This window comes from Halobacillus sp. Marseille-Q1614 (assembly GCF_902809865.1).
Taxonomy (GTDB): Bacteria; Bacillota; Bacilli; order Bacillales; family Halobacillaceae; genus Halobacillus_A.
Genome location: NZ_CADDWH010000001.1, coordinates 2152299 through 2164965 on the forward strand (window position 1 = coordinate 2152299; position 12667 = coordinate 2164965).

General features: G+C 40.8%; 14 protein-coding genes. 3 read left to right on the forward strand and 11 right to left on the reverse strand.

All coding sequences use genetic code 11. From position 1 onward, the window contains the following. Positions 1-54: 54 nt before the first annotated feature. The 4 genes from HUS26_RS10915 to HUS26_RS20020 form a co-directional block, all read right to left on the reverse strand. Positions 55-429: a hypothetical protein gene (locus HUS26_RS10915; RefSeq protein ID WP_173917178.1), complete on the reverse strand. Its 375-nt coding sequence runs from the start codon at positions 427-429 to the stop codon at positions 55-57. Then, positions 429-962 (reverse strand): acyl-CoA thioesterase, encoded by a 534-nt coding sequence (locus HUS26_RS10920; protein WP_173917179.1) that lies wholly within the window; start codon positions 960-962, stop codon positions 429-431. The genes HUS26_RS10915 and HUS26_RS10920 overlap by 1 nt, the downstream gene beginning before the upstream one ends. Before the next feature lie 167 nt (positions 963-1129). Then, positions 1130-2026 carry a LysR family transcriptional regulator gene (locus HUS26_RS10925; RefSeq protein WP_173917180.1) on the reverse strand — a complete coding sequence of 299 codons (897 nt, stop codon included), beginning with the start codon at positions 2024-2026 and terminating at the stop codon, positions 1130-1132. A gap of 97 nt (positions 2027-2123) precedes the next feature. Then, positions 2124-2342: an ATP-binding cassette domain-containing protein gene (locus tag HUS26_RS20020; protein WP_173917181.1), complete on the reverse strand. Its 219-nt coding sequence runs from the start codon at positions 2340-2342 to the stop codon at positions 2124-2126. Positions 2343-2516: 174 nt separating this feature from the next. On the opposite strand from HUS26_RS20020, the gene HUS26_RS10935 reads away from it, so the two are divergent. The 3 genes from HUS26_RS10935 (at position 2517) to HUS26_RS20030 (ending at position 4441) form a co-directional block, all read left to right on the forward strand. Continuing rightward, positions 2517-3632 carry a DUF2515 domain-containing protein gene (locus tag HUS26_RS10935; protein WP_173917182.1) on the forward strand — a complete coding sequence of 372 codons (1116 nt, stop codon included), beginning with the start codon at positions 2517-2519 and terminating at the stop codon, positions 3630-3632. Between the two features lie 52 nt (positions 3633-3684). Beyond that, positions 3685-4038 carry a cytochrome P450 gene (locus HUS26_RS20025; protein ID WP_371809576.1) on the forward strand — a complete coding sequence of 118 codons (354 nt, stop codon included), beginning with the start codon at positions 3685-3687 and terminating at the stop codon, positions 4036-4038. A gap of 85 nt (positions 4039-4123) precedes the next feature. Continuing rightward, complete coding sequence (locus HUS26_RS20030; protein WP_254434285.1) at positions 4124-4441, forward strand: cytochrome P450; 318 nt, start codon at positions 4124-4126, stop codon at positions 4439-4441. Positions 4442-4501: 60 nt separating this feature from the next. Here the strand turns inward: HUS26_RS20030 and HUS26_RS10945 are convergent, their stop codons facing one another. The 7 genes from HUS26_RS10945 to HUS26_RS10975 form a co-directional block, all read right to left on the reverse strand. After that, positions 4502-5692: a GTP-binding protein gene (locus HUS26_RS10945; RefSeq protein WP_173917183.1), complete on the reverse strand. Its 1191-nt coding sequence runs from the start codon at positions 5690-5692 to the stop codon at positions 4502-4504. A 15-nt stretch (positions 5693-5707) separates the two neighbouring features. Next, positions 5708-6874 (reverse strand): FAD/NAD(P)-binding protein, encoded by a 1167-nt coding sequence (locus HUS26_RS10950; protein ID WP_173917184.1) that lies wholly within the window; start codon positions 6872-6874, stop codon positions 5708-5710. A gap of 24 nt (positions 6875-6898) precedes the next feature. After that, a complete protein-coding gene (gene rpsN / locus HUS26_RS10955; protein WP_173918815.1) occupies positions 6899-7159 on the reverse strand; it encodes a 30S ribosomal protein S14 in 261 nt (86 codons plus the stop codon). Positions 7160-7298: 139 nt separating this feature from the next. Further along, a complete protein-coding gene (gene gucD / locus HUS26_RS10960; RefSeq protein WP_173917185.1) occupies positions 7299-8750 on the reverse strand; it encodes an alpha-ketoglutaric semialdehyde dehydrogenase GucD in 1452 nt (483 codons plus the stop codon). A 416-nt stretch (positions 8751-9166) separates the two neighbouring features. Beyond that, entirely contained in the window at positions 9167-9910 is a 744-nt protein-coding gene (locus tag HUS26_RS10965) for an SDR family oxidoreductase (RefSeq protein ID WP_173917186.1), read from the reverse strand. Positions 9911-10044: 134 nt separating this feature from the next. Next, complete coding sequence (locus tag HUS26_RS10970) at positions 10045-11265, reverse strand: hemolysin family protein (protein WP_173917187.1); 1221 nt, start codon at positions 11263-11265, stop codon at positions 10045-10047. Positions 11266-11356: 91 nt separating this feature from the next. Then, positions 11357-12571, reverse strand: coding sequence for an EAL domain-containing protein (locus HUS26_RS10975; protein WP_173917188.1), 1215 nt, complete (start codon positions 12569-12571; stop codon positions 11357-11359). Positions 12572-12667 lie beyond the last annotated feature (96 nt).

Sequence of the window (12667 nt, forward strand, 5' to 3'; positions counted from 1 at the left end):
GAAGAGAAAAGCAGAAGCAAAAAAAGACTGTCCCTTAAGAGACAGCCCACTACATTATTTAATGAAGGTAGAACCTTGAATTAACTCTGGTTTGGCTCCAAGAATTAACAGAAAAATTTTAGGCTCTCCTACTTTGCTGTTTCTCTGAAGCAGAGCTTTAACCTGAGCAATGTCCTGATGACCTTTAAGCTTTTGAACTTCTTTTTGGTACAACGTTAGAATAGAGTCCCTAACAAACTTTGGTTTAAACTCAGGCAGTTCATTATCCATTAGCAGCGCTCCCATATATCCGTATTTGAGCTGCATTTGCCTCGTTAAGCTGACGACGTGAGTCAACTGCTCATAAATGTCATCATAGTTTCTTTTTAATACTTCGATATCATCTTTTGCTCTACGAATATCGTTTAATCCCGCCATTACTTGTGCCATTAAACATACACTCCTTTTTCCCAAGGCTTTTCTAAGCCAATGATTTCGGTTAATTCTTTACTGTGCTTTCTTCTAACTCTTCTTGTTTGAGCTCTTTCTTTTCCTGATTCATACAGGAATTTTTCCTCTTCGGTTTCCGGCACAATTTCAGGTACCTTTATTGGATGCTTATTATCATCTAGCGCAACAAAGGTTAAGAACGCTGTAGCTGCCATTTTGCGTTCACCGGATATCATATCTTCCGCGATTACTTTGCAAAAGATCTCCATCGATTTATTTCCTGTATACGATACAAATGACTCTACACAAACGGAATCAGTTTGGTGGATAGGGTACAGAAAATCAATTGAATCTGTTGAAGCTGTGACACATTCTTTAACCCGGGCATGTCTGCGGGCAGATAATGTTGCGTTATTATCCAGCTTCTTCATCAGGACTCCGCCAAACAGGGTATTATAATTATTTAAATCATTAATCATCACTTGGTCTGTATTGACTATAAGGCTTTCTTTCGGACTCTTTGTTTCTGTCATAAGCCATTTCATCTCCGTTTCAAAATTTAGTTCCACTTAAGTGTAAGACCCAATTTCCAGGAAGTGAAATAGTTATTTCTCATTGCCAGCATAGATAAAATCAATGCAAATGCTTTCACCCATGTAATGATAGAATGAACTTTCTAAAATCAGCCAAAAAAACTCCTCTAAAGAGAGGAATTTTTCAAAGTTAACCGATCCTGCATAAATTTCAGCCATTCCTTAGTCGCATAAGATAAGTAATGATTCTTTTTCCAGATGACGGCTAAGTCCCATTCAATCATAGGTTTAATTACCTTTACGGTATGTACTTCTTCTTTTAATAACATGGAAACACTATAAGGCAGAATGGAGATCCCTAAATTAGCTGCGATCATTTTTCCAATAAAATCCCATTGGGAACTCTCAGAAATGACTTTTGGAAGAAAGCCGGCTTTCTTGCAGGCTTCACGTATCCGGTCATTTAATGCAAAATCTTTATTAAACAAAATAAACCATTCATCTTTTAGCTCCTCAAGCTTTAACTGCTTTCGATTAGACAGGGGATGGTTCGGCGGCATAACTACTTTTAATTCCTCACGCATAAAAGAAAAATAGTGAAAGTTCTCTACTTCTGTTGGAAGCACAGTAATTCCTACATCTAAATGGTCTGCACTAATGTCCTCTTCAATCTTTTTGGTTCCATTTTCTAAAAGCTGAAACGTAATATTAGGGTACAGTTGATGAAAGTCACCGAGGATTTGAATAATTTCTTCCCCATCCATAATCGGCGGCAGTCCGATACGAATGTGGCCTTTTTGGAGTCCCAGTAAATCATCCAGTTCTGTCTCCAGGTTGGAAAATGCCTTATCTATTGTTTGGGCCTGATCTAATATCACACGCCCGGCATCCGTTAAAATGAGCTGCTTCCTTGATCGCTCAAATAATTCCACACCCAGTTCAGCTTCTAAATTCTTAATCATTTTACTAATTGTCGGCTGTGTTACAAACAAGTTTTCTGCGGCTCTTGTAAAGCTGCTCGACCTGGCTACTTCAATGAAATATTTTAAATGCCTGATATCCATTAGATTCCCTGCCCTTAATTTATTTATTATTGATCATATCAAATAGTGAGGGATAACGGAAAAGGCACCTCCTTGTAAGAGATGCGTCTTACATGTGTCAAATATCAAATATAATCACAGCGGGCTCTGTGCTTATAGCCCGGGAAATAACGACCCACTGTTTTTGACCCCCGCTTAATTCATGCGGATAACAGGACAAATATTCTTTTAGGAATTCTACCATTTCCATTAAGTATTCCGCGGTTTTATTGTGATCATCTCTCACATTTTCTAGGAAGGAAGGCATTCTATCTTTTTGATAATCCAAAGGTTCCATTAAGGATAATTAACTTAGAGAATCCAGAAGATTGAGTTCATTTACCTACCTGCATAAGATGCAGTCAGGCGTAAATACTAGTAATGCAATTATTTTCCATTTCACATCATTCACTCATCCGCATAATACACTTTCTATAAGAGTGGTGTAACAATAAAGGGGGCAGAGAACAGCATGTTTAAACCGACCAGAAAGCATATGAGGGACTTGGGCAGACAGCTTAAACATGCCCCCCCTTTAACAGATATAAGCAAAGAAGATGAAAAGCTAATCAAACAAATAAGAGTCGATACCTCAAATAATAATCAAAACAATATTACGAGAACGAAGGCCTATTTTGACTTTTATCAAAAGCATCCTGAAATCCATTGGGCGCTGCTCGCCCACCTTGTGTCCAGAAATGCAGGCTGGAATATGACCGACATTAAAGGCGAGTACCTGCCAAAGCTGCTTACGCATAAAGAACAAGTAGATTTTTTCGCCTTTCTTGAAAGAGGAAACTGGCTAATTTTCCAGGATGCCTATCCGCAGCTGCTGCTTTATGAAGAGAGTAAAAAACAAAAGCGTCCCTTGTTTCATCTGCTTTCCCAGTTTCAAGTTTCAAAATTTGTGAGGCCCTTCTGGGAGAGCTTTTGGAAACAGCCTTCGAGTAGAGAGCTTACATTTGCCTTAATCATTAATGAACAGCAGTACATCGAAGGGCGTGTTGTCCAGGATAACCAATATAAACAAACTGTTTTAGACACTGCGCTGTTTAAACTGCAGAACATCTTCGACTTTAACCATATTTTGTTCCCTTACACGACACCTCTTCAGAAGAAAACAAAGCTAGTCGGCGGGACTGTTCATCATTTTTCATCTGTGGAAGACAGGATTATATTTGGCAAGGGGCTGTATGATCTACTTTTCTCTATCCAGAGCAGGCTGCAGCAGATCATCACCTGGGCCGAGACTCATCCTCATACAGGATCGCGCAAGGACTTCTGGCCGATGCTTTTTAACGATGTAAAAGAAAGCGCGCCCGGCCAGGTCCATGAATTAAAGGGCAGTCCCTGTTCTATGACGGAGCCGGCCGCCAGAATTTACAGCCCGAAGCTTACGGACGTTTGGGAAGACTGGATTCACCGGCCTCCTGAAGCTGGAGACTGGTGTACAAATAAGAAGATGCTTCATCATATTAAGAAACCTATTAAAGTATTGAATGAAAATATTCAAGAGGTCTATTGTAAAACGATTGAAGAAATTGAGCTCGCAGCCTTCACTAAAAACAAATTCTTCCATAAAAAATAAAAACATTCCTTTCCATCTATTGTTTGGAAAAGAAAAAAAGGACCTGTTGATCTTGTTGATGATTTCGCTCACCCTTCCAATTATTGTAATCAGCGAATTGCTAGGCGTCCCTGCGGAAGACCGCAACAATTTCAGGAAATGGTCCAATACGATTATCGCGGCAGCCGATGAGTTTGAAGAAGATTTTATCGAGGATGTAGAAGCCTTTCTTGCCTATTTAAAAGAGCTGTTTGATGAACGCAGAAGCGCACCTGGGAATGATCTGATTTCAAACCTTCTTCAAGCCGAGGAAGAAGGGGAACAGCTGAGCCGAAACGAACTCTACTCTATGATGATTCTTCTGATTATTGCCGGCCATGAAACGACAGTAAATCTTATCACGAATACGATGGCTCGACCTATTTGAAAACCCTGACGAACTTAAGAAGCTTAAGACTGACCCTTCCCTCGTTCCATCAGCTATAGAAGAAGGGCTGTGATACTATAGTCCCATAGACTTCTCAACAGCGCGCTGGGCCGAAGATGATTTAACCTTTAAAGGACAAACCATTAAACGAGGCGATACGGTATTAGCATCTTTAAGTTCCGCTAATCGGGATGAAGAAAAATTTGAGCAAGCTGATCAGTTTGATATTACGAGAAGGTCTAATGCTCATGTAGCTTTCGGTTATGGCATTCACTTCTGCCTTGGTGCACCATTGGCGCGGTTAGAAGGTAGATCGGAATTGAAAAACTGCTGGAGACTTTTCCAGACATGCGTATGTACAAGGAGCCTAAATGGCGGACTGTATTCTTACTTCGAGGCTTAGACCACCTTTTTGTTGAACTTTAATAAAATAAGCCCCTGACCCATGTTCAGGGGCTGTTTTTTAATGAGCATGCACGTGAAAGTCGGGAAGGGGATCTTTAAAGGTTTCCCAAGATTCCTTCATTTCTTCATCCGTTAACAGACAGGCATCTAACTGGCTTTCGATTTCTTCTTTATTCATATCAATTCCAATAAATACAAGCTCTGTCTTTCGGTCTCCATGTTCAAGGTCCAAATCTTCTTTTAACTCAGGATCTTCTCTAAAGATTTCCTCCTGTTCCTCGCTAGAATAAGCAGCTATCCACTGACCTGCCCCCTCTATCATAAGAGACGTACCCGCCTGGGACAGCAAGCCGGCCACATCATTCCTTGTCGCTAACCAAAAGAAGCCCTTAGCCCGTACCACTTCCTCCGGCCAGCTTCCTTCAAGCCATTCCATAAATCTCTCTGGGTGAAATGGTTTTCTGCGCCGATAGACAAACGATGCAATTCCATATTCCTCACTTTCAGGCACATGTTCTTCATTTAATTCTTTAATCCAACCAGCTCCTTGGCTTACCTTTTCAAAATTAAACAGCCGAGTGTTTAACAATTTGTCAGCCGGCACCTGTCCAAAAGATGTTTCGATAATGTGTGCACTTGGATTTAGCTGTTTCAAAAGTGCTTTAAGCTCAAGCTTTTCCTGACTATTTATTAAATCTATTTTGTTAAGTATCAGAAGATCAGCAAACTCAATTTGATCGATGAGCAGATCGATCACTTCTCTCGTATCATCTACATCAGCCGCTTGGTTTCGATCACGAAGACTTTCACCGGCTCCATAATCATTCCAAAATCGATGGCCATCAACGACTGTTACCATCGTATCGAGTCTGCAGCTTTCCATTAAATTTATTCCGAGATGCTCATCCATATAACTGAAGCTTTGCGCGACAGGGATTGGCTCAGAAATACCTGTAGACTCTATGACGATATAATCAATACCGAGAGAAGCCAGTTTTTTAACTTCTTTAATTAAGTCCTCTCTTAACGTGCAGCAGATACAGCCATTTTGCAGCTCGACCAGCTTTTCTTCTGTCCGGCTGAACCCGCCCTGTTTTATCATGCCGGCATCAATATTTACCTCGCTCATATCATTGACGATCACAGCAATTTTCTTGTTTTCTTTATTGTTTAAAAGATGGTTTAATAGGGTCGTTTTTCCCGATCCTAAATATCCGCTGAGAACGGTAACTGGTATTTTCTTCTTCATCATTTCTCCTCCATCCTATATTGCCTGCACAATGCGCTGTGCTGCTTTACGGGCTCCAGCTATATTTCTGGCTGCAGGTCCGATTTCTAGTTCCGCTAAAGCTCCTGCTGTAAACAGGCCGGCGGTCCATTCTAATTGCTTATTTATTATAGGAAAGCCGCAGGGTGCACATGGAAGCCGATGTTCTTGTATTGTTTGTTCCAATAATTCTTTCCCTGGCAGGCAGGACGCCGCTCCTGTAGCCAGTAATAGGGATTCTGCCAGCAGCTCACCTTTTTTTTCGAGTTTGAGATTAATCTTCTCGTTACATACACGAGCCGATTCAATGTCAGCTGTGATTATTTTAATCTTTTCTTGAGCTTCAAGACGTTTTAAAAGACTATAAATACTTTGTGTCACAGAGCCCCGATTTCTTGCCTTTTGGATGATAGTTCTTCTCTTTTCATAACTGCTGACTCTATTAAAACTACTTAAATATTTAGGGCCAAGCCACCCTGGATCACTATCAAAATCTTCAATCCGAAAAGGATGGCGCTTGATGATAGAAACAGGAGAAGAACTCTCTAGAGAACATTTAATGGCCAAATGTACAGCTGTTATACCAGCCCCAACAATGGCCGGTGGTTTTGAGGCATCGAATGCTTTCATATCCTGTTCACTAAAAATGTGACCTATTAAATGTGGAGCCTTTTTATGTAAAGGCTTGGCCCAGTCAGGATAATGGGGCTGGTCATTTACTCCAAGAGCAAGCACTACCTGCTTACTAACGATCTCACGATGGGAAGCAGTAGAAATTTTCCATTGCTCCCCTTGTCTCGTTAACGATACTGCCCTGTCGTTCTCCCAGCAGTCACTAAGTTCAACACCCTTAAATAGTTGATCGCAATGATCATTAAACATATCCAGTCTAGGACGTTTGTAATAACCTTTAAATCCTCCTGCGTAGTCATGGGATTGGGCAAAGCTCTTCAAACTATACGGATCTGGATGAAGATGGTGAACAGAGGGTGAACGTAAATACTCCATCCCAACTCTACCAGTCATCCTCTTCCATTTCTCAATAGGTTTATGGAAAGGATCGATGATCAGTAAATCCTTTGTCTTTACCTTACTGCTATGCAGGAGGTGAGCGGCGATCGTACAGCCGTGAATCCCTCCACCTATGATCACCCATTGATACACGTTTAGTCCTCCTTCTTCATTCGTTTACCAGCTGGATTTTTTTACTCCTGGCAGCTGTCCTTTATGAGCGAATTCCCGAAAAGCAATCCGGGACATTTTGAATTTACGCATATAGCCTCTAGGACGTCCGGTTACCTCACAACGATTGTTCAGACGAGTTGGCGAAGAATCTTTTGGCAGTTTTCTAAGAGCCTCATAGTCTCCTTTTTCTTTTAACTCTTTTCTTAAATAAGCATATTTCTCCACGAGTTCCTGCCTTTTTTTCTCTTTCACTACTTTGATAATAAAAAATAACCATGAGTTAAATAGTAATAATTACGATTTATAATTATAAATGGGTTATGGATCTTTGTAAACCATATTATCTTTTATGTAAGATAGGATTATCTTTAAAAATAAGCGGAGCCATTAGACTCCGCTTTTGTCAGCCTTTAATAAATATCGTCTTCTGAGTTGTATAAAACTCTTTCGCAGCTTCACCCTGCTCCCTTGAGAACGAGCTGGATGCTTTCATACCGCCAAACGGAGCCTGGAGCTCTACCCCTGCGGTTTCCGAATTAATCCTGACAAGTCCGGCTTCTATATCATCGATAAACGTTAAAATATGATTGATATTTTTCGAGAATATGGATGCACTTAAGCCGTACTCTACATTATTCGCCAGTTCAATGGCCTCTTCTATTGAGGTCACTTTCATGAGAGCAAGTACCGGGCCGAAAATTTCCTCCCGGGCAATTGTCATCACGGATGTGACATTTTCAAAAATGGCAGGCTGTAAGAAATACCCTCCCTTTTCGTGTGAGACCGGAGAGCCGCCAAATATCAGATTTGCTCCCTCCTTTTGTCCTGTATCAATATATTTTTTCACATTTTCAAACTGATCTTTCGTAGCACACGGCCCCATCCACGTATCTTCTTTAAGGCCGTCCCCTACTGTAATTTTCTCTGCTTTACTTAACAGTTTTTCTTTAAAATCTTGATAAATTCCTTCCTGCACGATCACCCGGCTGCTGCATGTACACTTCTGCCCGGTCGATCTCAGTCCGCCATTTAATGCCGCTTCCACTGCTAAGTCGATATCAGCATCTTCCGCTACGATCAGAGGGTTTTTCCCTCCCATTTCTAACTGATACTTCCCTCCTCTTTCAGCAACCGCCTTTTCTATTTGTCTGCCCGTACTATTGGATCCTGTAAAGCTAACAGCCGAAACGTCTTTGTTTTCCGCAAGGCCCTGCCCAATCACAGAGCCCCTTCCTGTAATAAAATTGATGACGCCTTTTGGAAACCCGGCCTGATCGAAGCATTCAATGACTTTTGCAGCTGTAACGGACGCTTCTGTAGCTGGTTTAAGAATCACGGTATTCCCATAAATCAAAGCCGGCGCCATCTTCCAAACAGGAATCGCCACAGGGAAATTCCACGGAGTAATCATCCCTGCTACACCAAGGGGCACCCGCTTACTGAACATGAGGGCCGAGCGGTCAGCCGAAGGAATTAAATCGCCTTCTTTTCTCATACCTTCACCTGCGTAGTACCTTAGGATAGCTGCTCCCCGCTTTGTTTCTCCTTTGGCTTCCACGAGAGTTTTCCCCATTTCTCTCGTCAAAGTTTCAGCAATACTGTCTATATTTTGTTCAAATAAATCAGCCGCTTTGTAAAGATATTCTCCTCTTTCTGGTCCTGACAGCTTTCTCCATAACTTCTGAGATTGTTTAGCAGCAGAAACAGCCTTTTCTAAATCCTGCTCTGTTGAGTTTTGAACACTTCCAACAATTTCTGATGGACTGGCGGGATTATAGCTGGCCACTAATTCTTTAGAAGAGGATGGCAACCATTCTCCATTAATAAAATTTAAGTATGTTTTTGTTTCGCTCAAGTTTTTAACCTCCTGTTTCTTTGATCCCTTTTTCTCCTACAACCTATCCTATGAAAGACAAGCTGTGATTAAGTACAAGCCTTACTGTATATATGAATTTATCTCTCCAGAGAAGGAAGGGGGTTCTCTCCTATTCGGTTTTTTTGACGATTCTTCCCGCCCTATCGTCGTTTCTCAGTTACTTCGATAAAAAGAACAAAGGCTTAAAGCGCCCTGGTAGACACGAAACGCATAAGCAAATCGGCCGGAGGAAGGTGGCCTTCCCTTTTAGCAGGGTGGATTGCTTATGACGCGAGTGTCTGGGTGCTGGAGCTGGATGTCGCTCTTTTAAACATATATATACACAGCTTGGAGTTTTATAATTTCCTAGAAAATAAAAAAGCAGCCCTTCAGGCGAAGGGCTGCTTTTCCTTTTTTTATAAAGTTTGGTCGGTAGGTCGAACGACAATTTCATTAACGGCTACTTCCGCCGGCTCTTCTAGTGCAAAACGAATTGTTCTTGCAATACTATCGGGCTTAATCGCCATTTGATAAAGGTCGTCCACTCCGGATTTGATATCATCATCTGTGATCGTAGATGTCAGTTCAGTGGATACGGCACCAGGCGATATGATCGTTGCTTTAATTTTAGAATCCTGAGACTCTTCCATTCTCAGGCCGTCCGTAATAGCGCGCACCGCGAATTTAGTTCCGCTGTAAACCGCACTGCCAGGGAAAACGACATGTCCTGCTACAGAAGACAGGTTGATTATATGACCCCGTTTTTTCTCCCGCATATACGGCAGAACAGCGGAGATTCCATATAATACTCCTTTAATATTAACATCAATCATCTGATCCCATTCTTTAATCTTCTTTTTATTTAAATAAGAGAGCGGCATCAGGCCGGCGTTATTAATAATCGCATCAATTTGCCCGTATTTCTCATGGGCGAATTTCGCCAGCTCTTCCATTTCTTCAGAAGAAGTAACATCAGTTGGCTTATAAACGGCATCGCCTTCATTATTGTTAAGATCATCTGCTATTTCTTTTAATCGCTCTTCTCTTCTGGCTGCTAATACCAGCTTCGCCCCTTTAGAAGATAATTCCTTCGCGGTCTCTTCGCCGATCCCGCTTGAGGCTCCTGTGATAATAACCACTTTATCTTTAAGATTAGACACTATTTATCCTCCTAGCAAAAGTTTATATGTGACTCACAGGCTACTGTTACCGTTCTCCTATTTACATAAACTTTCCAATAGGCTGATCAAAATAAAAAACCTCAGCTGTTCTGATCAGCTGAGGCTTCTCCTAGTTATTTTACGATTTGTACTTTTCGAATCATATGACCTTCAATTTCAAGAACTTTAAATGTAAGGTTCTCCCGTTCTAATACTTCTCCCTGCTCAGGGATTTCGTTGCATTCTTTTAAAAGGTACCCTGCAAGGACATCTTCGTCTTCAGGGATCTCCGTATCAAAAACGGAATTCAGACGGCGAAGTGTAATTTTACCATCACAGATAATCTCTGTATCTGTCAGTTTTTCTACCAGAGGCCCATCCTCACGGTCAAGCTCATCTTCGATTTCTAGTCCGATCATGGATTCAATGATGTCTTCGTGCGTAAGCAGGCCTTCTGTACCGCCATATTCGTCGAGTACAATGGCCATATGTTTTTTCTCTTTTGTCATTTTACGGAACACCCATTCAATGGACTGGAACTCATACACAATCACTGGGTCGTTATCACAAAATGCTTCAAAGGGCCTCTCCTGATCAATGGACCAGGCAAGTAAATATTTCGAGTGGAATACAGCTATGATATCGTCAATATCTTCATCAAATACTGGATACCTCGTATACGGGTGGGCAATGACAGTATCACGAACTTCTTCAAATGTCGCTGTTTTAGGCAGTGCCTCAATCTCAACCCTCGGTGTTTTCATGACATCTTTAACATTCAGGTTATAAAAATCTAAAACTCCTTTTATACGGAAGGACTCGTTTTCATTAAAGGTTCCTTCTGAATCGGCGATATCTACCATTGTCCGCAGTTCTTCTTTGGAGATGGAAACATCCTCCGGCTGTCCTTTGGAAAGTGCCCGTGTTACCATTCCAGTCAATTTATTCAAGACAATCGTAATTGGCTTAAAGATAATTACGAAAAAACGGATGACCGGATATACGAGGAATGCAATTCTATCTGGAAAAGCAGCGGCCACCGATTTTGGCAGTACCTCAGCAAAAAGGATGATCACAATAGTTAATATAGCGGAAGCAATTCCTATATTAAAGCCATACTCGATCGCTAAGGCAGTTACAAACGTAGGCAGCAATATGTTTGCGATATTATTTCCAATTAGAATCGTCGTGATAAATTCACCAGGCTTAGACACTAAGTCCAGTAATTTTTCAGCTTTCCTATCCTTATTATCTGCTTTCGTTTTCAATTTCATTTTGTTAGCTGCCGTCAGAGCAGTTTCGCTTCCTGAGAAAAACAGAGAAACAAAAATTAATAAAATGATCGCGATGATCACAGTACATTTCCTCCTTAAAACATTCAAAACTTTAGCGAGAGTTAGTACCTACTATAGATTATTTTACAAAGGGAGGAAAGCAATACATTCTTTAGATGAGCAGACATTCATTTTCATAGATAAACGAATAGCGGATATCTATAAATAAGAAATGCTGGTCATTCAATGGAAAGCTGAAGGTACGGACCATTTCCTTCGTTTCAATATCTGAATAAATATCTGATATGATGCCTTTGTTTGAAATTTTCATCTGCATGACATTTTCTAAAAAGTATGGACGAAACGCCCAATTAGACCCTTTCTTATGCGGCTCAAGCTCCCACTCTTTTTCACGTTTTCGAAAGTTCGAGGAAACCTGGAGCCCATTACTGTCACAAATAAACATCCGAAAGCTTTCTTTATCGAATTGATGAGTAACTAAATCAATAAATCCATCGACCTTTTTGGGTCCTTCCCATTTAGAGAGAAGTCCTTTTACTTTTTGTTCCCAGGTAGTGAGAATCGATAAACGCTGCTCTATTAACATCTTTTCACGCTGAATATAAGCGGCTACCTTTTCGCTAATATTCAAGGAAAGAGAATCTTTACTGAGGAGATTGAAATCCGGTCGTGCTAGGTAATGGCCTTGATAATACCGCCCTCCATTTTTCCAGGCAAAATGAAGCTGGAAATCATCTTCTATATTTTCAAATAGGAGAGCAGCCCCTATACGGTGCGCTAACATTGATAAAGAATACATAATATCTTGAAAGCCTTCTGAATTATGGGTCCGGATATGCTTAGTGTCTATTTTTAAAATGTGGGGCTCGAGCTGCCGTATTCGGTCAATATTAGAGCTTTTGGCTCCCACATGATCAATTGCGACCTGTATCCCGTAAGTTTTGTAATAGAGAAGCAGATGACTGAGTGTCTTGAATTCCTGGTCAAAATCATGCTCGGTCACTTCAATAATCACCCGATTCATGGCAAAACCTTTTTGCTCAAACATCAGCAGCATTTCCAATAAGTCTTCCCCATCATTCACCATCAGCTGCTTCGCCGTACGATTTATAAATAAATAACCTGCTTTTTCTTCCTCGAGCATATCGGTTATCGCTAACTGTAATATGTGCTGATCCACTTCCACTTTAAATTCCTCAGGTACTTCATCATCCTGAAAAAAAGTTCCTAAGCTTTGAGATTCATTTTTATCATGATATCGGCCGAGCACTTCATACCCGATCACATCATACTTAATAGCGCTGATAATCGGCTGATAAGCCGGTTTAACTTTATGTAAATTTCCAACAACGTCTAAAGGGTCCATAAGTCTCCCTCCTTTTTACATTTATATTTAATTTTGACTTTAGGAAGGACTGTTTTTAATTAGAAAATCAGCAAAAAAGAAACTAGAATACATATT

Excerpts from the sequence above, each read along its gene's own strand:
- HUS26_RS10915 (WP_173917178.1), bottom strand. The coding sequence starts at position 429 with ATGGCACAAGTAATGGCGGGATTAAACGATATTCGTAGAGCAAAAGAT.
- HUS26_RS10920 (WP_173917179.1), bottom strand. The coding sequence starts at position 962 with ATGACAGAAACAAAGAGTCCGAAAGAAAGCCTTATAGTCAATACAGAC.
- HUS26_RS10925 (WP_173917180.1), bottom strand. The coding sequence starts at position 2,026 with ATGGATATCAGGCATTTAAAATATTTCATTGAAGTAGCCAGGTCGAGC.
- HUS26_RS20020 (WP_173917181.1), bottom strand. The coding sequence starts at position 2,342 with ATGGAACCTTTGGATTATCAAAAAGATAGAATGCCTTCCTTCCTAGAA.
- HUS26_RS10935 (WP_173917182.1), top strand. The coding sequence starts at position 2,517 with ATGTTTAAACCGACCAGAAAGCATATGAGGGACTTGGGCAGACAGCTT.
- HUS26_RS10945 (WP_173917183.1), bottom strand. The coding sequence starts at position 5,692 with ATGAAGAAGAAAATACCAGTTACCGTTCTCAGCGGATATTTAGGATCG.
- HUS26_RS10975 (WP_173917188.1), bottom strand. The coding sequence starts at position 12,571 with ATGGACCCTTTAGACGTTGTTGGAAATTTACATAAAGTTAAACCGGCT.